Source organism: uncultured Alistipes sp., from assembly GCF_963931675.1.
Taxonomy (GTDB): domain Bacteria; phylum Bacteroidota; class Bacteroidia; order Bacteroidales; family Rikenellaceae; genus Alistipes.
Genome location: NZ_OZ007039.1, coordinates 1,257,556 through 1,278,976, shown reverse-complemented (window position 1 = coordinate 1,278,976; position 21,421 = coordinate 1,257,556). Strand labels below are relative to the sequence as shown.

The window sequence follows — 21,421 nt, the reverse complement described above, 5'->3', positions numbered from 1 at the left end:
CCGGCTACTCCGCTTTACGCACATGGACCATCTGCCAACCCTCGCGCGAGGCAGTCTCCACGAGCTCCATCCCCAACTCCTTCGCCCGGGAGACGATCGCCGGAACGTCCGCTTCCAGAAAACCGCTCATCACCAGGTCCCCGCCCCGCTCCAGCGCCGCGGCGTAGGAGGGCAGGTCCGCCAGCAGGATGTTGCGGTTGATATTGGCCAGGATGAAGCCGTAGCGGCGGCCCGCAATGCGGCGCACGTCGCCCAGCAAAGGGGTGATCCGATCCGCAACGCCGTTTGCGGCGATATTCTCCCGGCAGTTCGCATCCGCCCAGTCGTCGATGTCCACCGCGTCGACGTGCGAGGCCCCGCACTTCACCGCCACGATCGACAGCACTCCCGTGCCGCTTCCCATGTCCAGCCCCGCGCGGCTTGCCACACCGAGGTCCAGAACCGCCCGAGAAACAAGCCAGGTCGTCGCATGGTGACCCGTGCCGAACGACATCTTCGGCATCACGACCACCTCCAGTTCCCCGTCCGGGGCTGGATCGTGGAACGGGGCCCGGATCCGAAGCCGCCCCTCGACGTCCACCGGCGGGAAGTTCCGCTCCCACAGCGCATTCCAGTTCTGCGTCTCGATGGCGATATAGCGCCCCGCAACTCCGTAGCGCTCAAGCAGGGCGTCGACATCCCCCTTGCAGTCCACAAGCCGTTCGCTCGGAATATAGGCCTTGAGCACCGAGCCCTCGGTCTCGAAACTCTCGAACGGATAGTCGGCCAGTTCCGCCGTCAGGATCTCGCCCTGTTCGGCATCCGAAACCGGAATTTGAAGCGATATGTAATCCATAGGGACAATATTATGTAAAATTTTCCGTACCTTCGCTTCGACAAAGTTACGTAAATTCCCCGTTATACGACGCAACGGATGGCAGAAAATACCAAAAAGTGGGAGGAGGCCGCACGACGCTACCGAACCTATATCAAACTCGAAAAAAGACTCGCCGAAAACTCCGTGGAATCCTATCTGAGAGACCTCAGGCAGTTCGCACACTTCATCCTCCGGATGTGGGACCTCCCGCCACGCAAGGTCGAACCGCAGATGATCGAACGGTACATGGCCTGGCTATACGACCGCGGACGCGAAAAAACTTCCCAGGCCCGGGCCCTGAGCAGCATCAAAAGCTTCTACAACTTCCTGATGATCAACGACCGGATCGAAGCATCCCCCGCAGAGTTCATCCAGACGCCCAAATGCGGACGGCAACTCCCCGACATCCTCTCGACCGATGAGATCGACCGAATCATCGCCGCCATAGACACCTCAACCGTCAAGGGAATCCGCGATCAGGCCATGCTCGAACTCCTCTACTCCTGCGGACTCCGCGTTTCGGAACTGACCGGAATCCGGATCCAGGACCTCGTCCTCGGGGAGGGGTATATCCGGGTCATCGGAAAAGGGGACAAGCAACGTCTCGTGCCCGTCAGCGCCACGGCCCGGGAACGCATCCAACGATACCTTGAGAAACGGGCCGGAAGCCATTCCGGAGAGGAGATCCTCTTCCTGAACAACCGCGGCGGAAAACTTACCCGCGTAATGGTCTTCACAATCCTCAAACAGGCCGCAGAACGGGCCGGAATCGACAAGCGGATCAGTCCCCACACCTTCCGGCATTCGTTTGCGACCCATCTGCTCGAAGGCGGGGCCTCGATCCGCCAGGTGCAGGAGATGCTCGGGCACGAAAGCATCCTGACAACCGAAATATACACCCATCTCGACAGCAGTCATCTCCGCCGCACAGTCGAAGAGCACCTCCCGATCTGAAGCAGGAGGGAGGGGCGCAGGCGGCGGTTACAGCCTCCGGATCCGCGCGTGCGGCGTCAGACGCATCCGGGCATAGTCCAGGCCCGAAAGCACCACCCAGATCCCGCCCGGAACAACCGCGTGCGGCAAAGCCGTCAGCAGGTCGTCAGACCCGCTCCGCAGGCGTTCGAATGCCGACTGGTAATCCTCCGGGAAATCCCCGACCAGCAATCCCGCATAGAACTCCGTGGCAGGAAGCCGGTCCGGGGCAGGACAACTCTCCACCAGAAAGCGTCCCCCTTCGTAGAAGGTCACCAACGGATGGCGGACAAGCCCCTGCGGCGTCCAAAGCAGGTTAGAGGCTATCCTGCGGCGAAAGTGCACCCCGGAAGAATTCATCGGCAAAAATCCGGATATTGAGCTGTTTCTCATAAAGAAGCTCCACGGCATCCCGCGTCGGCGGCGTGAACTCCACCTTCAGGTCCCGAACCGTAATCGACGGCCGTTGCGGTGCCTCCCCGAAGGTCAGCAGGTGGATGTGCAGCCGCCGGTGTGTCGAATCGGCCGTGAAACGACGCGAAAACGACTCCTCCCGGTTGCGGCGAAGCGTCGTCGTATAGGCGTTCGACCGCGTGCTGTCCCGACGCTCCAGCCACATCGAACTCCGCAATCCCCGCGGATTCCGGTCCAGCGAGTCGATCCGATACTTCAGCGAAACCTCGTAACTGCCCGGCTCCACGTCGATCACGAAACTCAGACGCGACGTGTCCCGCAGCGCCGAAACCCGGATCAGCGTATCCGAAACAACCGGGCGCGTGAAAGTCCGCAGAGCCACGTTGTCGATCGTATCCAGAATGGCGACCTCCCGGTTGTAGATCTTGCCCTCGGCCTCCAGAAGGTCGATCGCCTCCTCGACGACATCCCCCAGACGCGCACTCTTCCGTTTCGAAAAGTTGCCGATCGTATAGTGCACATCCTCGGTCGTGTAGCCGTAATGTGCAAAGATCGGCTCGTAGAGGCGCAGCGAATCCGGACGGACATTCTCCGTATTGAGGTAGGCGTTCGTGAGAAACGCATCGTGGAAAATCAGCGCCAGTTCATCGTCCGGAATGATCCTGTGGCGGGCACAGCCCCCCAGCAGCAGGCCGCAAAGCACATAGGGTATGAGTCGTTTCATGAACGTGTGGTATTTTTAATCATGCTGCGGACCGTAACATCCGCAAGAAGCAGCGAAACCAGCGAAAAGGTGACCGCCACGGCAAACAGGTCCGAAAGACGCAACTCAACCGGGTAACTCTTCGTCAGGAACGTCTCCGCAGGAATCTCGATCACCCCGAAATATTGCTGCACGAGGCTCAGCGTAACCCCCAGCAGCAGCCCGATCACCGCCCCCAGGCCGCAGATCAGCAGCCCTTCGGTGCGGAAAATGCGGCGAAGCAGCAGGGTGTCCGCACCCAGCGCCCGGAGCGTCGCAATGTCCCGGCGCTTCTCCACGATCAGCATCGACAGCGCCCCCACCACCGAGAACGCGGCGATCACCAGCACCAGCAGCGCGATGAAGAAGATGCCCCACTTCTCGTAGGTCATGATCCGGTAGAACGACGCCCGCAGTTCGTCGCGCGTCCGTACCCGGAACGAATCCCCGGCCGCTTCGGACACGGCCTCTCGCGTCCGCTCGACATCCGCATCCGGCGTCAGCCGGAAAACCAGGCCCGACGCCCGCCCCTCCGACTCGAAAAGCGACTGCGCCAGCCGCAGCGAGGTCAGCACGTAGGTCCGTTCCGTATCGAGGTCCAGCACGTAGACCCCGCCCACGGGCTCCGTGCGCCGCGTGTAGTTGTCCATCGGCAGCAGCGTCGAGAAACTCCCCCGCCGCACCGCGTAGAGCGTGACGTCGGCATCCGCCAGCGTGCGGATCCCCAGCATCCACGCCATCGACTGCCCGATGACCAGCCGTTCCAGGTCACCCAGCCGCACCCGCCATTCACCCGTCGTGACGGCATCCCCCAGGTCGAAGACCTCCCCGTAGGAGTCGTCCACACCCCGCACCGTCGCCGTGGCCTGACGCCCCCCGTGTTCCAGCAGGGCGCTCTGTTCCAGGGTCCAGGAGAACGATGCAACCCCAGGAATCCGCCGCAGAGCCGCCGTGTCAATCTCCGACTGCGCAAAGGTCTGACCCCGGCGCGGCGTGAGCGTCAGGTCCGCATCGAAGGCCGAATACATCGATTTCACCAGCGTCTCGAACCCGTTGAAGACCGACAGCAGGATCACCATCGCCGCAACTGGAACCGCCACGGCCGCAACGCTCAGTCCCGAAATCAGGTTCACAACCGACCGGGAGTGGGGCGAAAAGAGATAGCGCCTGGCAATAAAGCGGGACAGCATGGCTCGGAACCGATCAATCCTCCTTCAACGCCTTCTCGATATGTTCGATGTATTCGAGCGAGTCGTCCAGGAAGAACTGGATCTCCGGGACATTCTTCAACTGGTTCCGGATCCGCTGCCCCAGGGCCCGACGGATAAACCAGTTTTGATGCTCGAAGCGCGCCATCAACTCCTTACTCTGCTCGAACGGGAAGATGCTCACGTAGATCTTCGCATAACTGAAGTCCGGCGAGACACGCACTCCCGTTACCGTCACCAAGGCCCCGCGGACCAGCGACGCGCCCTCCTTCTGGAAAATATCCGCCATGTCCTTCTGGATCTGTCTGGCGATTTTCTGTTGTCGCGTTGTTTCCATAATGCTCTTTCCAGTTACAATCCAAATAAATTTGGATCAAAGTTTTTGGTTAGATTTGTTTTTATTTCATTAACAACATATTGCGTTTCTTGAAGATCTTCCCGGCCAAAGGTCAAGGCACAAGTGACTCCGCCGGCCTCTGATCGAGCCGGTGCGGAGACACTTCGTGCTTAACACCTTTGGCCCTTTCGAAAGCCGAGATTTCAGAACCCGTAAAAAACCTTCGGTAAACAGACTTTCCACAGCGGTCAGCACGCTGCCGCATGTTCCTGTATTAGTTTACAAAGGCCAGAGGAGCAAACTATTTTAAGCGGACGTTAACGCCGCAAACATCATGTAGTATTCTCTCTGGGAAAATCCGTTTACCGGAAGGGTTTCTCTATGACATGACACTATTGACATAATCAGTCTGGTGCTTGAGTACGAAGTATAATCTGTTGACCAGTTTGCGAGCGACCTTTACGATGGCCTTGCTCTTTGGCATTCGCTTGCACTGTTCAGTAAAAAACAGGTTCATCGCAGGGTCTTGACGTACCGCCACCCATGCGGCCTCTATCAGGTTACAGCGCATGACGGCGTTTCTTCGCACGGTAATGTCTCCTGTCCCATCTTTCTCTCCACTGGAATGGCACATCGGGATCATCCCGATATAGGCGGCCAGTTGTTCGGCATTGCGGAAACGGGCAATGTCGCATATCTCCGAAAGAAATGCCATTCCCGTAGCCTGTCCGAACCCCGGAACGGTCATAATCAACCGCAGCGGTTCGCGAAACCGGTCCGTCTTGGCCAATGTCCGCAAAGCCCGTGTCATCTCCAACTTCTGGCGGCGTAGCTCCTCCAGATGCCGGATTTGAATGTCGAGGGCCTGACGCCCGCTCGGTGTGAGGGTTTCAACCTCCTTCAACCAGGCAATAAAACGTTTTGACCAGTTGGAGAACGGTTCGAGGAACTCTTGTGGAATCCCAATGCCCAGATACCGCAATTGGGACTTGATCCGGTTCTTCTGACGCGTCGTGTCTTTTGTTATCGAGTTCTTCAATCTTATCAAGGAACGCATCTCCAACGATGCGCTGTCCGGCGTGTAAATGCCTTTCAGTTCGTTGGCTCGTAAACTCCGCGCCAGCTTGCTGCTATCCACGGCGTCACTCTTACGAAGCTTTTCACTGCTCTTGGTCGGAACATCCCCCGGATTGACCACGATGTTGTCAATCCCTAATGCCGTCAGCCGTTCGTGTATCCAGAACCCGCAGAAGCCGGCTTCGTATACCGAATGATATTCGGCTCCCGGATAACTCCGCGCCAGAAATCCGTGCAATGCTTCCGGACTCGGATGCTGACTAAACTTCTTCAGCACGGAGGTCTCCGACAAGACCGTAACCGACCAACTCTTCAAATGGACATCGATCCCTATATAAATCTTTTGTCCTCTGAAACTAATTTCGTTTCTTTGTCCTCTCATGGCTATCGCTATTTTAGTTAGTTAAGGTTTGGCTGCTTTAATCTAACCAAAATCTCGATAGCTTTTTTCTTCTATCCGCTATCGGTGCGGTCTACTCGGATCGTAAACATAGGAACTCTTTTTACTGTCCGAACTTGAATTCCTCCCGGTTTTTCTCCCGTTTCGGCCGCGGCTTCCACGTCTCGAAGCCCTCCTTGTTGAAGCGGTAGCTCACTCCGACCGAAATCGTCAGGTTGTCCAGCGGTGAACGCATCGGTGTCGTATAGAACGGATTCTCCGGTCCGTCGTCGCTGTTGTCGTAGTAGCGGTTCCGGTTCCGCACGATGTCCGAATAACCGAAATAGTAGCGGGCCCGGAAGTTCAACTCGAAACGCCGGATCAGGAACGAAATGCCGCCGCCGCCCGCCAGACCGTAGCCCCAGCGGTTGTCGCGGGGAACCTTGAAAGAGTAGGTCCCGCCGTAGGTGTCCTTCTGCTTGGTCTCCGCATCGACGAAATACTCCTGTTCCCAGGTCGACGAAAAGTTGTAGAAGAAGGTCGCTGCTGCCTCGAAATAGACCCGGACATGGTTTTTCAACAGGTAGAAGTGAGGCTGCCACACCACCGGAAGCACCATGGAATTGATCCGCCGCGTATAGTACAGGTAGTTCGCCGTCTCCCTCTCGTCCACCTGCGAGGCGTTCGTCGCAAACGAAAAGGCCTGCTGCTGGAACTCCAGATCCACTCCGAAAGCGCCGACAAAACGCTGTGTCCCGTAATAACGCCACGTAAGGCCCCCGCTGTAAAGGCCCCAGATTGCACGGGTCTCCTGCTTCGGATCGAAACGGCCGCTGCCCATGCCGTAGCCCCCGATGACTCCCAGCGTATGCTGCGCCAAAGCACCCTGCACCGCAAAAAAGCCCGCGACAGCCAGAATCAGTCTCCGGATATGCCTCTGTTCCGTCATGCTATCTGAAATTACTGAACATACTGCCCGCCGAACCGAAACTGCTGTTGTTCATGTCCTGACGGTTCTCCTGCTGCTTCGGACCCTCCTTGGCACGCTTCTCCGCCTCCCGCCGCAGACGCTGCGCCTCCCGCTCGTCCAGCAGCCGAGACAGGGACTGCATCGTCACCGGCGCGAAGATCCGGTTCATGTCCATCGTGAATTCGATCTCCCAGTTGGTCTTCGTGGCGAACGTATCCTCTCCCTCGTCGTTGACGTACATCTCCGCACGTTCCGGCTGAAGGCGGGCAACCAGATCCCCCGAATCCCACTTCCCGTTGCCGTTCCGGTCCTCGATGATCCGGAACTTGATCTCCCCGGCCGGCACATAGTTGAACTGGATGTCCCCCACCGTGACGTCGCGACGCTCCTGCTTCAGCGAACCGTTGCCGTCGAGCAGTTGAACGATATACCTCATCTGCGGGTCCCGGCTCGCGACGTGAACCTTCACCGTGGCGAACTTCTCCGGATCGTAGACCGTATATTTCCCCACGATCGAGTCGTTGGCATAGCCCGCCACGTCCCGGAACACGCTGTCCGGAATCGTCAGCGTATACTGCCCGCCCGGAACCCACGCAGCTCGCAGATACCAGCGCCGAAGCATCGCCGTATCGCGGACCATGTGAATCGGGACATCCTCGATCGTGTTGTCTTCCAGTTGCCGCGTCAGCAGCAGCCGCGAAGAGTCCGCCTCAACCAGCGGATAGTCGAAATCGATCGTCAGGTGGTTCTCCGGGTTCAGGTCCCCCGACGTCGGCATGTTGAACTTGAACGGGTTCTCCGCCTTCGGCTCCTCGAACTTCTCGCCCGCAGCCTCCGCCTTTTTCCGGTCCCGTTCGAGTTTCTCGCGCGCACGCTCCTGCTCCTTCGTCTCGATCAGGCGCCAGAAGAGTTTCAGTTGCGCCGTATCCGGCTGCAGCCGGTTCAGCGTATCGTGTTTCAGGTAGACGACCTCCCCCTTGATCGTGTCGGGAAGCGATGCCGACGGAACGTTGAACCACAGCGCAATCGTATCCTTGCCCACAGTCTGCGGGTCCACGATCACCCGATCCGCCGGAATGCTGTCGAAACGCAGCGACCGGATCTCCGGATGCGCCGCCGAAAAGTAGAGCATCGCCTGGTGCTGCTTCGGACGCTGGCTCTCCGAGAGAACCTGACGCTTGAACGCCTTGTCCATGAACATCCGGAAGTAGAGCTGAGGCTCCGCGGAAACGTAACGCCGCACCGAATCGTACCACATCGCAAAATCTGGCATCTCCGCAGGATTCCACGTCCCCTCGATGAACCCAACCTGGTCCGTTCCCGGATCGTACATCTGGTTGTCGTTCGTGTCCTCCACGGCGTAGATACGGTACGGTATCGGCTTGAGATTCTGCGCAATGAAAATCCCGTTAGTCTCCGCCCGCGCAATTACCGCAGGCTGGTAGTTGAAGATCGTGGAATCGTACTCCGCCGTCTCCTTCACCGAATCCGCCGGGAAGAACCAGATGAACGACTTCGATACCGAATCCGCCTTGTAACTGTCCGCCGTATAGCCCGACATCACCATCGAGTCGATCTCCGGACCCGTCGAGAAGACATAACGCATCGAATAGAGCGGGTTGCCCTCGTTGTTGTCGCGGATCGCACTCCCGAAATTCAACGCATAGGTCGTATTCGGACGCAGCGTGTCGCGCATCTGGATCACGATCCCCCGGCCCCGCATCGTGATCGTCGGCTTCTTCTTCATCTGCGGCGAGGTGAAGAACTCCTTCTGCTGGTCCTTGATCTGTACGAACTCGTCGAATTCGATGTAGATCTTCCCGTGGTTTGTCGTCGGACGGTTCGTCATGAAGTTGTCCGGGATCATTGTCACGATCACCGGAGGCAGCGAGTCCCGAGGTCCGCCCGTCGGCGTCATCATGCTCGCGCAACGGCTCAGAAAGGCCGACACGAACAACAGCGCCACGAACAGACGCAGCCAATTCATATTGGAACGGGTGATTTCTCGATTCATCGTCGTTGTTTTTACGTTTCCGGCGTCCCGGGGTCGTAGCTCGGGTTCACCACCGTCCAGCCGTTCGTGTCCGTCTTGTCGATCCAGATCCCCCTCCACGGCCGGAAAACCAGCGACGGGAAGCTCAGCGGATCCGTCTCCGCAAGATCCACCGTCTGCTGCGTATAGGCGTACAGCTGGTCGCTGCGGTCCGCAACCACCACCATCAGGCTCTCCGCGCTCACCGACATCTTGTACAGCCCCGTATCTCCGTCGGCATAGGCCTGGAAGCTCGGAATCGTCCGCGTCTCCGTCGTATCGGCCTTCAAGGTGATCTTCCCGCTGACCGCATCGTCGTACGACGCAATGAACCATTCCGTCGTGTCAGCCGCATAGGCGTAGACCTCCATCTTCGAGATCGCCGTCGTCTCTCCGTTTTCCGTCAGCTGGATCTTCGCATCCACGTAGCAGTCCCGATAGACCGGCGGCGTATAGTATTCGTTATAAAAACTCCAGTTCCCGTCCTTGTAGGAGTAGCCCTCCTTCCACGTCTTGAACGGCAGAACCACGTAGAGATTCGGAAGGTTCACCTCCAGCTCCTGCTGCGTATAGGCATACAGCCGATGCTGCGTGTCCACCGCAACGACCATCTGTGTCGGGGCTGACAGCGCCATGTGCACCCAGCCCGTCGCGCCCTCCTGCTCGTAGGGCTCCGACGTCGCAACCGCATTCGCGATCTGCTCCGAAGGCTGTCCCTTCCGGCTGATCACGCCGTTCAGCGCATCCTCATAGCTCGCTACCGTATAGAGCGTCGTATCCGCATCGAAGGCGTAGGCCTTCACCCCTTCGAGCGCCACGTAAGGATCCGTCGAAAGCGTCTGCGTCAGCGGCTTGAGGACATAGTTCGTCTTCACGGAGGTCTCCTTGAAGCACCCCGCGGTCCAAACCGCGATCCCCGCCAGCAATATGGTCCGTATTCCCTTCATTATCCTGTTTACTCCTTGCGCAACGCCTCCAGCATCTCCCCGACCGTCAGGCCCGTCGCCGGATGACGGTAACGGCGCACGATCTCGTTCAACGGCACCAGCGCGAACTCCCGCTCGCCAAGATGCGGGTGCGGAAGCGTCAGACGCTCGTCTGAAAGAACCAGATCGTCGTAGAAAATCACGTCGATGTCGATCGGCCGGGAGCCGTAGGGCGCTCCCGACGACGCCTTCTCGATCGCCTCCGCGGCCCGGTTGCGCCCCAGATCCCGCTCGATCGCCTGGCAGGCGTCCAGCACCTCGTGCGGCGTCAGGTCCGTCGAGACCTCCAGCGCCTGGTTCGAAAAACGGTCCGGGCTCCGGAAACCCCACGGTTCGCTCTCGTAACGGTGCGAGCACCGCAAAACCGCACCAACCCGCGAATTGATCAACTGTTGTGCCGTCTGGAGCGTCCGTTTCACATCGCCCTGATTCCCTCCCAATAACAATACCACTCGTGCCATAGCGTCACAAAACTACAAATGTTTTATCATCTTGCTCACCGTGAGCGCAAAATGCGTGAAGACGATCGTCGGATTGCCGTTCTGCGCAATCTGCGCCCCGGCCCGCTCGATCTCCGCAATCAGCGGCTCGATGTTCTGCGTCCCGACGAACGGCGCGAACTTCGTGCAGAAGGCAAGCTCCTCGCCCCACAGGTAACCGATCTCCCGGAGACCCGCATGGAGCATGAAACTCTCCCGCAACAGACGAGCCGCATTGCGCAGAAAGGCCCGCTGCTGCTCGCGCGACAACTGCGCCACCTCCTCGGCCCAGCCGATCAGTTCGAGGTGCTTGTCGCTGTAACTCAGGCGCATCAGGCTGCAGAACAGTTCGAAATACTCCTTCCGAAGTCCGTCGCCCTCCTCGGCCACCAGGTGACCCAGCTCCAGCAGGTCGCCGCCCGCCAGCCGCGCCATGTTCCGGGCCTGTACCGGATCGCTCACACCCCGGTTCCGCGCCTCACGCTCCAGCACCTCCGGAGCAATCCGCGGCACCACAACCTCCTGCGTGCGCGACAGAATCGTCGGCAGCAGCCGGTCCGGCTGTTCGCTTACCAGTACGAAAACAGTCCGTTCCCAAGGCTCCTCCAGGATCTTCAGGATCTTGTTCGAAGCCTCCTCGTTCATCGTCTCCGGCAGCCACACCAGCATCGCCTTGTAATCCGCCTCGAAGCTCTTGAACGAGAGTTTGCGGATGATTTCGTCCGCCTCGCGCGCCGAGATCATCCCCTTGAGCGTCTTCCCCAGATCCAGCCGGTCATACCACTCCTGCGGGGAGAAATAACCCCCGCGTTCGGCGAACAGCGCCCGGAACTGTGGCAGGAACTCGTCGCTCAGCATTGCCTCGCCCGACTTCTTGCCCTGTTTGTTGACCGGGAAGACCAGGTGCAGGTCCGGATGCGCCAGCGCCTCGATCTGCTTGCAGTCCGGGCATTCGCCGCACGAATCCCCGTCGTGGCGGTGGCGGCAGCAGAGGTACTGCACGTAGGCCACGGCCAGAGCCAGCGATCCGTAGCCCGACAGGCCCGTAAAGAGCTGCGCATGGCTCACCCGTCCGGTATCCACCGACCGGGTCAGATGCCGCTTCAGCTCCTCCTGTCCGATAATATCCGCAAATCGCATCCCGTTCAACCTCTTTTCACAACTGCGCGGAGCATCGCTCCCACATCGATCCGTTCGCGCCGGATCAGGTAGAGCGCATATCCGACAAACATCACTATATTAAACGCATAGCCGACAAACATATTGTCCGCAAGGCGTGTCACGCCCTCGCACAGCCCGAAGACCGCAAGAGCCGTCAGGACATACTCCCAGATCCGGCCCCACGGGTAGGGCGTCGGGAAGAAGCGGCGGTTGAGCCACCAGCTTACGCCGACCATCACCGATTCGCTCGCCAGCCGCGCCCAGGCAGCCCCGTAGTAGCCCCACAGCGGAATCAGCCAGAACCCGAAGGCCGTCATGGCCACCAGTCCCGAACCCGTCACCACGATGGCCAGCGACGTCCGCTCCTCACGCTTGTACCAGAACGAGAGGTTCAGCCAGACGCCCGTCAGGACATTCGCACCCAGCACCACCGGCAGGATGAAGATCCCCTCGCGGAAGTCCCGGCCCACGATCAGCGCAAAGAGGTCGCGGAACAGCGCAATCCCCAGAAAGATCACCATCGAGGCCATCATGTAGTATTTCAGCGCCGCGGCGTTCATCGCCACGAAGTCCGACTTCTTGAAGTTCGACAGGAAGAACGGCTCCGCGGCCAGCCGGTACATCTGGTAGAAGAGCATCATCACCACGGCAATCTTCGTAATGGCCCCGTAGACGCCCAGCTGCGCCATCGACCCTTCGGGAACAAGGTACTTGATCAACTGACGGTCGATGAACTCGTTGGCCGTACCGGCCAGGCCGCCCACCAGCAGCGGCAGCGAATAGGCGAAAACCGCCGCCAGCAGCGTCCAATTGATCCGCGGAACGGTGCGGTCCGTGGTCGTCAGGATCGCCAGCCACGTCACCACGCTCGCCGCCAGGTTCGCCACGAAGACCCATCCTACGCCGAATTCCGTCCGGAAGAGACCCGCCGCCCCGAAGGCGAAGGCCAGCACCACGTTCAGCACCACGTTCAGCGCCTTCAGCCCCACGAAGGTCATCGCCCGGCCCTGTTCCCGCAGCCGCGAGAAGGGAATGCACGCCCACACGTCGAAGAGGATGATCAGCGCCACCCACACGACATACTCCGGATGGGCGACATAAGCCTCGCCCATGAGCGAGGCCACGCCGTTGCGGAAAAACGCCATCCCGGCAAAGAAAACCGCCGCGGCCAGCGACGTGATGCCCCATGTCGTGGCGAACAGCCGCCGTTTGGCGCCCTCGACGTCGCCGCCCGCCTCCTCGGCCTTGGCCGAAAAACGGAAATAGCTCGACTCCATGCCCATGGTCAGCAGCGTGAGCGCCAGCGGTATCAGCGCGTAGACATCGGTGACGACTCCGTAGGTCTCCTGGCCGAACACCCGCGTATAGTAGGGTGTGAGCAGGTAGCTCAGGAACCGCACCACAATGGTGCTGATACCGTAAATGGCAGTCTGTTTGGCCAACTTTTCGAGCATACTGTGGCAATATAGGCAGCAAAGATACAAATTTTAACCGGATTGCCCACATCATTCCGCCTTCTTTCGTAGAAAGAAGAGCATAAAAACAGACCCCACATCCCCCGGACGTGCGGAAATCGAAGGAAGCCGGCTCCCAGGCAACCGGCTCAAAGCCACTTCTTGTAACGGAAAAACCAGATCGTCAGGATCGAGGCGATGATCATCAGCGCAATGGCGAACAAGTAACCTACCGGTACGACCCAACCGTTCGAGAGGGTCCAGGTCCACTCCAACTCGGGCATCGTCTTGAAGTTCATGCCGTAGATCGACGCAATGAGCGTCGCAGGCATGAAGATCACCGCCGCCACCGAGAAGATCTTCACGATGCCGTTCTGCTCGATATTGATCAGACCCAGCGCCGCGTCCTGGATGTAGTCCAAACGCTGGAAACTGAAATCCGCATGGTTGATCAGCGAATTCACGTCCTTGATCATCAGTTGCAGCCGCGGGTAGATATCGTTCGGGAATCGCTCCGAACGCAGGATGCCCGACAGCACCCGCTGCCGGTCGAAGATGTTCTCGCGCAACGACATCGTACTCTCCTGCAGGGCGCTGATGCGGTGCAGAACCTCCTTGTCGATCGAATCCTCCGAATTGATGTCCTTCGACAAGGCCGCAACCTGCTTGGCGATCAACTCCACGAGGTCGGCATCGAAGTCGATGCGCACCTCCAGCAGCGAGATGAACAGGTGGTAGCCCGTCGAGTAGCTCCGGTAGTTCATCTGAAGCCGTTTCTCCGTCTCGCGGAAGGTCCGGAATTCGGCGTTCCGCACCGAAACCAGCACACCCTCGTTCGAGATGATGAACGAAACCGGCTCCACGATGAACGAATCCCCCGTCGGTATGAAGAAGTTCGCGTTCGAGACGATCGAATTCTCGTTCTCCGAGTACTTCGACGTCGACTCGATCTCCTCGACCTGCTGCTTCGTCTGAAGGCTGATCTCCATGAAGTTCTCGACGGCCTTCTGCTCCTTGATCGTGGGGGACAACATGTCGATCCACAGAATGTCGTCATAGCCCAGCTCGTCGAAGAGCTTCGTATCCGCATTCCGGATGATCTTGTTGTATTGTTTGAGGTAGATGGTAATCATGAAAGGCTCTCTATAAAGTTCGTGAATCCGTGGACAGAGAGGCGGGCCTTGCGGTCCGCTATGCCCTTCAGCCCGGATTGGTCCTCGGACCAACCTTCAGGCCCGAGTCCCAGAACTTCTTGAGTGCCTTGTCTTTCTGGTTGTCGAAAATGTAGTCGAAATGGGCCAGACCCTCGTAGGCGCGGCCCGGATCGTCGGCGAACGGAGACTCCAGAATCGCCTCGTAACCCCGTTCCAACCCGTAGGTCAGCGCATACTGCAGCGCCTCGACCGTCTCCGGCTCCACCTCGGGGCGGGCCACCCACAGCGCAAAGGCGCAAGGCAGTTTGCCATAGGGCTTCCACGCCTCGACCAGCGGATCGTCGCTCGCAAGCAGCGCGGAGAGCGACTTCGGGATCCCGCCCACGCAATACTCCGTGACCAGGCGGGCCTCCTTCAGCGTCGGATATGCGGCGGCCGGGATCAGTGCCAGGTCGGCAAGGCCCTCGACAAAGAGGCGGGTGGATTCGGATGGGGATGACAACGAGAGTTCGGCACGCAGATTATCTTCGTGCCGGATACCATAGATGAAGGGCGTCGTGCTGAGGCACGACACGACGGCTATACGGGGAACTATGACCATCATCCATACGGTATATAAACGTTGGTTCAGAGAACAAAGGTAAGACTTTTTTACGAAAAGTTTTCCATAATTTGTGGAAAAAGTGCGCCCGCCTCTTGACAAGGGGGTATCCGCTGTCGTATATTTGTCCTGCAATTCACAGGCTGCGGCCTGAGACCGGCAAGTTATCAACATTCGAAAATCGATGTCCGCGAACCGTTTGCCGGGAGATATTACCAGTTATAAACATCTTTTCGACACATTATCGACAGAATGGGGCGCCGGGATTGCGACAGCCCCTCGCCAGATCTCCTCCAGGCCCGCTCCGGACCCTTTCCCGGGCATTTTCCAGACCCGCTCCGGCTCCCGCTGACCCCGCCGCCCTGCCTCCGTTCCTCCTCTGTCCGCTCACCGTCCTCTCCCTGTCCACCCATCATCCGCCCGCCGCGTCCGCCGCACCCGTCCGAAACCTCCGGATTCCATCCCAACCGCCCCCTCGGGCCAACTCCGGTTCCGGAGTGCATCCAGCCCCTTTCAAGTCGGATCCGAACGCTCTCGAAACATTTCCCCAAAAACCCTTCTTACCATGCAATTCATCCAAATTCCGCAACAGTACGCCCCGCTCGGACAGGCGATCCGCTACGCCGTCGAACAGGATGCCGCCGGGAATCTCGACGCCCGGATCGTCGAGGTGAACTCCGAAGTCCTGCTGGGAGCCAAGCGCTTCGCCGAGACGACCGCCGCGGCATTCGACATCGCCCCCATGCTGCGTCGGACCCTGCGGTTTACCCCCTCAACGGGCGCCACCGGATTTCAGACGGCCGTCGAACGTTGCATCACGGTCCGGGTCGAAGCCCTGGAGACCGGCAGCGAAGCCATCGCGGCAACGGCCCCCGCCCGCACCTTCCTCCCCGGGGACGAAATCCCCGCAGCCCCCTGCATCCGCACGACCATGCCGCTCGAACGCCTCATCCCCGAAGGCGCCGCCGACGAACTCACCCTGTGGAGCGACGAAGCCTGCGTCGTCACCGTCTCCGGCCACTCCGCCGACTCCGTAACGGCCGAAAGCTACCGGTCCGAAAGCGCCGGGCTCCAGATCTTCCGCCTCGACACCAGGGATTTCCCCGCGTGCGAAACCTTGACGGTCGATGCCGGGGAGTGCGGCGTGGTCCGCTACACGGTAATCCCCGCCACGCAGGAGGCCGTAAGAATGGCCTGGAGGAGTCGCTGCGGCTCGATCGAACACTACTCCTTCCCCGTGGTGCGCTCCACCACGCTCCGCGTCTCCAGGCAGCGGGCCGAAACGGCCGACGGGCACCTCGTCACCGCCGTCGAAGCCGACCGCGAAACCGAACTCGTCTCGGCCTACGAGATACCCGAGGTGCTGAAGACCCTTGCCGGGATCGTGACGGCGCCCCAGGTGTGGCGCGTCGACGGCGAGGCCTACACCCCGGTCGATGTCGTCACCGAGGAGGCCGTCGTGCAGCAGCGCGGGGTACTCCGCGCCCTGGAACTGGTTGTCCGACCCCAAAACAGTTCCTATGTTTACGATCCGAGTAGACCGCACCGATAGCGGATAGAAGAAAAAAGCTATCGAGATTTTGGTTAGATTAAAGCAGCCAAACCTTAACTAACTAAAATAGCGATAGCCATGAGAGGACAAAGAAACGAAATTAGTTTCAGAGGACAAAAGATTTATATAGGGATCGATGTCCATTTGAAGAGTTGGTCGGTTACGGTCTTGTCGGAGACCTCCGTGCTGAAGAAGTTTAGTCAGCATCCGAGTCCGGAAGCATTGCACGGATTTCTGGCGCGGAGTTATCCGGGAGCCGAATATCATTCGGTATACGAAGCCGGCTTCTGCGGGTTCTGGATACACGAACGGCTGACGGCATTAGGGATTGACAACATCGTGGTCAATCCGGGGGATGTTCCGACCAAGAGCAGTGAAAAGCTTCGTAAGAGTGACGCCGTGGATAGCAGCAAGCTGGCGCGGAGTTTACGAGCCAACGAACTGAAAGGCATTTACACGCCGGACAGCGCATCGTTGGAGATGCGTTCCTTGATAAGATTGAAGAACTCGATAACAAAAGACACGACGCGTCAGAAGAACCGGATCAAGTCCCAATTGCGGTATCTGGGCATTGGGATTCCACAAGAGTTCCTCGAACCGTTCTCCAACTGGTCAAAACGTTTTATTGCCTGGTTGAAGGAGGTTGAAACCCTCACACCGAGCGGGCGTCAGGCCCTCGACATTCAAATCCGGCATCTGGAGGAGCTACGCCGCCAGAAGTTGGAGATGACACGGGCTTTGCGGACATTGGCCAAGACGGACCGGTTTCGCGAACCGCTGCGGTTGATTATGACCGTTCCGGGGTTCGGACAGGCTACGGGAATGGCATTTCTTTCGGAGATATGCGACATTGCCCGTTTCCGCAATGCCGAACAACTGGCCGCCTATATCGGGATGATCCCGATGTGCCATTCCAGTGGAGAGAAAGATGGGACAGGAGACATTACCGTGCGAAGAAACGCCGTCATGCGCTGTAACCTGATAGAGGCCGCATGGGTGGCGGTACGTCAAGACCCTGCGATGAACCTGTTTTTTACTGAACAGTGCAAGCGAATGCCAAAGAGCAAGGCCATCGTAAAGGTCGCTCGCAAACTGGTCAACAGATTATACTTCGTACTCAAGCACCAGACTGATTATGTCAATAGTGTCATGTCATAGAGAAACCCTTCCGGTAAACGGATTTTCCCAGAGAGAATACTACATGATGTTTGCGGCGTTAACGTCCGCTTAAAATAGTTTGCTCCTCTGGCCTTTGTAAACTAATACAGGAACATGCGGCAGCGTGCTGACCGCTGTGGAAAGTCTGTTTACCGAAGGTTTTTTACGGGTTCTGAAATCTCGGCTTTCGAAAGGGCCAAAGGTGTTAAGCACGAAGTGTCTCCGCACCGGCTCGATCAGAGGCCGGCGGAGTCACTTGTGCCTTGACCTTTGGCCGGGAAGATCTTCAAGAAACGCAATATGTTGTTAATGAAATAAAAACAAATCTAACCAAAAACTTTGATCCAAATTTATTTGGATTGTAACTGGAAAGCGTATCATGGAACTGAAAATCGACGGAATGAGCTGCGACTTGGGAACCGATCCCATCGCCGTACCCGGGTACGATGCCGCACGGACCGAAACGATCGACGCCGCACGCGAAGGACGTTCGCTGAAGATCGGGCTTCCGATCACGTCACGCAACCGCCCGATCCTGCAATTCGCCGAAGATACCGATACCGCCCTGCTGTTCAACGGAACAGCGCACCGGGCCGAACTCTCCCACGAAGGGGCCGTGCTGATCGAAGGAAGCGTCCGCCTGCTCGCCGTGAAGGGCGCCCGGTACGAAATTGAAATCCGCAGCGGCGGGGCCGGATGGGCCGAACAGGCCGCCCGAAGCAAATTCGACAACCTCGGAATCGACTGGTCCGGGGAACTGAACCCCACGTTCATCTGCCAAAGCTGGACCGACGACACGCCCATCCGGTTCTTCCCCGTCCACCACGACGATTACGAGCAGCAGAACAGTTCGTCGGACCTGCTCCCCGCGGAACGGTTCCTCGCCGTGGAGGACTACCACCCCTTCCTGCACGTCGCCACGCTCGTCAGCCGGATCTTCTCGCAGGCCGGATACCGCGTCGAAAGCCGATTCTTCGACTCGGAACTCTTCCAGTCGCTCTACATGAGCGGTGCGTATACCTCGCGCGACACCGCCGCGGCCGTCAACAGGATGGGATTCTCGGCCCGGAGGCTCGGACCCGCCTCCGCAGCCGGGAACGAATTCGGACGGGTCACGGCAGACCCCAAGGCCCTGGCCAATACCGTGGGAAACATCGTCGACACGGCCACGCCCCAAACCGTCGATGCCGACGGGGAGGCCATCAGCGGCCTCTACAACAACGGCAACTGCTTCTCGACGGACAACGGCAAGATCGTCTACACCCCGCCGACGGAGATCAACGTCGGATTCGAATTCTACCTGAAATACACCACCGCCCACCGGATCCGCTCCAGAAGCCGCCTCACCGGCTTCGACACCCTCTATCTCGGGCCCGGCGCCGAATTCAAGTTCCAACTGGCCAACCGCTACGAAGACCTCCGCAACCGACTCACGGCCAACTTCTCCTACCGCGTGATCGTCTTCGACCACACGGCCGGAGCCCAGTACCGGCTGACCTACACCCTGAACGGGGCAGCCAATACGCTCTGGGCCTCGTTCTCCGCACGATCGGCCGCCGTCTCGACCCCCGCTTCGGGGAGCGTCGCCAACCCCGTCCTGCAAATCTACAGCGGCTCCCAATGGGTCGACTACACCGGAGACTGGGCCCTCTACAACGGGTATATCGACGAAACGGGGGAGACAACCGTAGAGGTGAAACTCCGGACCCCCTCGGAGCGTGTCTCCCCGACCTCGCCCAAATACTTCAACCAGATCTACTTCGCCGGAGCCGAGGAGGGGATGCGGCTCACGCTGCACAAGGCGTGTTCGCTCCGGCCCCTCTTCCTGCCAGGGCCCGGATTCGGATCGACGGTCGGCTTCGCAGACGTCGCCCGCCACGACATACGGCAGTCCGAACTGCTCGAAGCCCTCGCGCACCTCTTCAACCTGAGGTTCTACACCGAGGAGCCGACCCGGACCGTATGGATCGAACCCGAAGCCGATTTCTTCGGCAGCGGCGAGGCGGTCGACTGGAGCCGCCGTACCGACTTCTCGCAACCCGTCGTCCGGGAGCAGATCGCACCCGAAATCCACGAAGTGCGCACCTGGCGGTTCCAGGACGGAGACGGGGCCGTAACCCGCTTCGACGCCGACAAAGAGACCACGCTCGGAAGCTGGAGCTTCGAAGCCGCCTCCTACGCCGCACTCCAGGGCGAAAAGGTTCTCCGCAATCCCCTCTTCGCCCCTTCGCTCAACTCCACGGGGCACTACCTCAACGCCCCGTCGGCCCGGCTCCTGCAGGTCGGGGACCGCGACGACGCCGAAGACGACGGCACGAACTTCACGCCCCGCATCGTCCGCTACGTCGGCATCAAGCCCCTGCCCGAAAACGAACGCTGGGGATACCCCTCGGGACAGAACGAATATCCGCTCATCGCCTTCCTCTTCCCCGGCGACGACACCACGGAGCCCTTCACCCTGGGGTTCGAGGACCGCGACGGCGCCCAGGGCCTCCACCGCTACTACGACCGGCAGGTCCGCCGCGAAGCCGCCCGCGAACGGATATCCCTCCGTCTGCGGATCGCTCCCCACGAATTCGAGGCGCTCTTCGCGCCCGGGACCGGAGCCCCCGACATCCGCTCCGCATTCCGGATCGACACCGGGGAGGGAATCGTCACCGCCGCACTCCGCGAAATCGACGACTACGACCCCCGGGAAGCCTCCGTAAAATGTCTCTTCGAACGCATTGACGAAACATGACCCGACTCGACGAAAAATTTTCGGAACTCCTGATCCGCGAAGTCCGCGGTCTCACGCTCCGGCAGGCGCTCCTCAAACTCCTCGAACGCGGATTCATCGACCGACGGGCCTGCGAGCGCCAGGCCATCCGCGACGAGGTGCAACGGCTTCAGCGCCAGGAAATCCCCCGCTGCGAGGCGCTTGAAATCGCTGCCGACACCTTCTGCTGCTCCTACGAAAAAGCCCGAAACGCATTCTACAACCATTCCAAAAGCTGAATCATGAAATCTGAAATCCAAATCAACAACTCCGCCGACTGCTGCCAGATCGACATCGAAGGGACCATCGGAATCCCCGAAGAGTGGCAGTTCGACGACCCCGACGCCCGTGTGGCGACCTATGAGCGGTTCCGCGACGCCCTCCGCCGCATCGCCGAAATCGAAGCCCCGGAGGTGGTGGTCAACATCCGCTCGACGGGCGGCGACGTCAACGACGCCCTGCTGATCCTCGACGCCCTCCGCCAACTCCCCGCACGCATCGTCACCCGCTGCTACGGCTACACCGCCTCGGCCGCCACGATCATCGCCCAGGCTGCCTCCGAAGGGGCCCGGGAGATCTCCGAAAACGCCCTCTACCTGATCCACAACTCAATCTGCTCCACCGAAGGAAACGCCGCGGAAATCGCTTCCGAAATCGAGCTTCTCCACCAGACCGACGCCCGCATCGCCGCCGTCTATGCCGCCCGTTCGGGACGCCCCGCCGGGGAGTTCGAGGCCCTGATGTCCGAAAACAACGGGAACGGACGCTGGCTCTCCCCCGAAGAGGCCATCGCCGCAGGACTGGCCGACCGTGTGATCGAACCCGCCCGGACGGACGGCTCCTCACTGGCGAAGAACATCGCACGCGGCTGGAAACGCCTCCTCGCGGAACTCGGCATGAAACCCGACCTGCAGCCTGTAGCCGACCGGAACATCCTCCACACCGAGGCGGAGCTGCGGGAGCTGCACCGCCGCTCGGCAATCGCCGCCGAGGAGGCCCGACGGCGGATCGCCCCGACCCGCGTACTGCCCTGCGAAGACCCCTCCTACGGAGAGACCACCCGCTCGGCCAACGAACGGGCCTATGCCGAAGATGCCAAGTGTTTCCGCAACTGACCCCGCCCCGCATCCG

20 protein-coding genes are annotated in these 21,421 nt (G+C 59.6%); 6 read left to right on the top strand and 14 right to left on the bottom strand.

Features of this window, described 5'->3' with window-relative positions; all coding sequences use genetic code 11:
• Positions 1 to 4 precede the first annotated feature (4 nt).
• Positions 5 to 835 (bottom strand): 50S ribosomal protein L11 methyltransferase, encoded by an 831-nt coding sequence (gene prmA, locus ABGT65_RS05520; RefSeq protein ID WP_346700400.1) that lies wholly within the window; start codon positions 833 to 835, stop codon positions 5 to 7.
• Positions 836 to 913: 78 nt separating this feature from the next.
• On the opposite strand from prmA, the gene xerD reads away from it, so the two are divergent.
• Positions 914 to 1,810: a site-specific tyrosine recombinase XerD gene (xerD, locus tag ABGT65_RS05515; RefSeq protein WP_346700398.1), complete on the top strand. Its 897-nt coding sequence runs from the start codon at positions 914 to 916 to the stop codon at positions 1,808 to 1,810.
• 27 nt (positions 1,811 to 1,837) lie between these two features.
• Here the strand turns inward: xerD and ABGT65_RS05510 are convergent, their stop codons facing one another.
• The 13 genes from ABGT65_RS05510 to ABGT65_RS05450 form a co-directional block, all read right to left on the bottom strand.
• On the bottom strand, positions 1,838 to 2,188 hold the full coding sequence (locus ABGT65_RS05510; protein WP_346700397.1) for a cytosine deaminase: 351 nt from the start codon (positions 2,186 to 2,188) through the stop codon (positions 1,838 to 1,840).
• Positions 2,145 to 2,966, bottom strand: a complete 822-nt coding sequence (locus ABGT65_RS05505; RefSeq protein WP_346700395.1) for a DUF4296 domain-containing protein — start codon at positions 2,964 to 2,966, stop codon at positions 2,145 to 2,147. Before ABGT65_RS05505 ends, ABGT65_RS05510 begins: the two co-directional genes overlap by 44 nt.
• Positions 2,963 to 4,174 (bottom strand): FtsX-like permease family protein, encoded by a 1,212-nt coding sequence (locus ABGT65_RS05500; RefSeq protein WP_346700393.1) that lies wholly within the window; start codon positions 4,172 to 4,174, stop codon positions 2,963 to 2,965. The genes ABGT65_RS05505 and ABGT65_RS05500 overlap by 4 nt, the downstream gene beginning before the upstream one ends.
• Before the next feature lie 13 nt (positions 4,175 to 4,187).
• Positions 4,188 to 4,529: a 30S ribosome-binding factor RbfA gene (gene rbfA, locus ABGT65_RS05495; protein WP_346700391.1), complete on the bottom strand. Its 342-nt coding sequence runs from the start codon at positions 4,527 to 4,529 to the stop codon at positions 4,188 to 4,190.
• 379 nt (positions 4,530 to 4,908) lie between these two features.
• Positions 4,909 to 5,988 (bottom strand): IS110 family transposase, encoded by a 1,080-nt coding sequence (locus tag ABGT65_RS05490; RefSeq protein WP_087309029.1) that lies wholly within the window; start codon positions 5,986 to 5,988, stop codon positions 4,909 to 4,911.
• A 121-nt stretch (positions 5,989 to 6,109) separates the two neighbouring features.
• Positions 6,110 to 6,934 (bottom strand): outer membrane beta-barrel protein, encoded by an 825-nt coding sequence (locus ABGT65_RS05485; RefSeq protein ID WP_346700389.1) that lies wholly within the window; start codon positions 6,932 to 6,934, stop codon positions 6,110 to 6,112.
• 1 nt (position 6,935) lies between these two features.
• On the bottom strand, positions 6,936 to 8,969 hold the full coding sequence (locus ABGT65_RS05480; protein WP_346700387.1) for an Ig-like domain-containing protein: 2,034 nt from the start codon (positions 8,967 to 8,969) through the stop codon (positions 6,936 to 6,938).
• 11 nt (positions 8,970 to 8,980) lie between these two features.
• Positions 8,981 to 9,934 carry a hypothetical protein gene (locus ABGT65_RS05475; protein WP_346700385.1) on the bottom strand — a complete coding sequence of 318 codons (954 nt, stop codon included), beginning with the start codon at positions 9,932 to 9,934 and terminating at the stop codon, positions 8,981 to 8,983.
• 8 nt (positions 9,935 to 9,942) lie between these two features.
• Positions 9,943 to 10,434 carry a 2-amino-4-hydroxy-6-hydroxymethyldihydropteridine diphosphokinase gene (gene folK, locus ABGT65_RS05470; protein WP_346700383.1) on the bottom strand — a complete coding sequence of 164 codons (492 nt, stop codon included), beginning with the start codon at positions 10,432 to 10,434 and terminating at the stop codon, positions 9,943 to 9,945.
• Between the two features lie 12 nt (positions 10,435 to 10,446).
• Complete coding sequence (locus ABGT65_RS05465) at positions 10,447 to 11,592, bottom strand: DNA polymerase III subunit delta (protein ID WP_346700381.1); 1,146 nt, start codon at positions 11,590 to 11,592, stop codon at positions 10,447 to 10,449.
• 5 nt (positions 11,593 to 11,597) lie between these two features.
• Entirely contained in the window at positions 11,598 to 13,067 is a 1,470-nt protein-coding gene (locus ABGT65_RS05460; protein WP_346700380.1) for an oligosaccharide flippase family protein, read from the bottom strand.
• Between the two features lie 149 nt (positions 13,068 to 13,216).
• Entirely contained in the window at positions 13,217 to 14,200 is a 984-nt protein-coding gene (locus ABGT65_RS05455) for a CorA family divalent cation transporter (protein ID WP_346700378.1), read from the bottom strand.
• 67 nt (positions 14,201 to 14,267) lie between these two features.
• Entirely contained in the window at positions 14,268 to 14,825 is a 558-nt protein-coding gene (locus ABGT65_RS05450) for an MqnA/MqnD/SBP family protein (RefSeq protein ID WP_346700376.1), read from the bottom strand.
• Positions 14,826 to 15,387: 562 nt separating this feature from the next.
• Here ABGT65_RS05450 and ABGT65_RS05445 point away from each other — a divergent pair.
• The 5 genes from ABGT65_RS05445 (at position 15,388) to ABGT65_RS05425 (ending at position 21,405) form a co-directional block, all read left to right on the top strand.
• Positions 15,388 to 16,374: a hypothetical protein gene (locus tag ABGT65_RS05445; protein WP_346700374.1), complete on the top strand. Its 987-nt coding sequence runs from the start codon at positions 15,388 to 15,390 to the stop codon at positions 16,372 to 16,374.
• Positions 16,375 to 16,452: 78 nt separating this feature from the next.
• A complete protein-coding gene (locus ABGT65_RS05440) occupies positions 16,453 to 17,532 on the top strand; it encodes an IS110 family transposase (protein ID WP_087309029.1) in 1,080 nt (359 codons plus the stop codon).
• 379 nt (positions 17,533 to 17,911) lie between these two features.
• Positions 17,912 to 20,272, top strand: a complete 2,361-nt coding sequence (locus ABGT65_RS05435) for a hypothetical protein (RefSeq protein WP_346700372.1) — start codon at positions 17,912 to 17,914, stop codon at positions 20,270 to 20,272.
• The gene (locus ABGT65_RS05430; RefSeq protein WP_346700370.1) at positions 20,269 to 20,529 is read left to right on the top strand and encodes a hypothetical protein; all 261 of its coding nucleotides are present in this window, start codon (positions 20,269 to 20,271) and stop codon (positions 20,527 to 20,529) included. The genes ABGT65_RS05435 and ABGT65_RS05430 overlap by 4 nt, the downstream gene beginning before the upstream one ends.
• A 3-nt stretch (positions 20,530 to 20,532) precedes the next feature.
• The gene (locus tag ABGT65_RS05425; protein ID WP_346700368.1) at positions 20,533 to 21,405 is read left to right on the top strand and encodes a Clp protease ClpP; all 873 of its coding nucleotides are present in this window, start codon (positions 20,533 to 20,535) and stop codon (positions 21,403 to 21,405) included.
• Positions 21,406 to 21,421 lie beyond the last annotated feature (16 nt).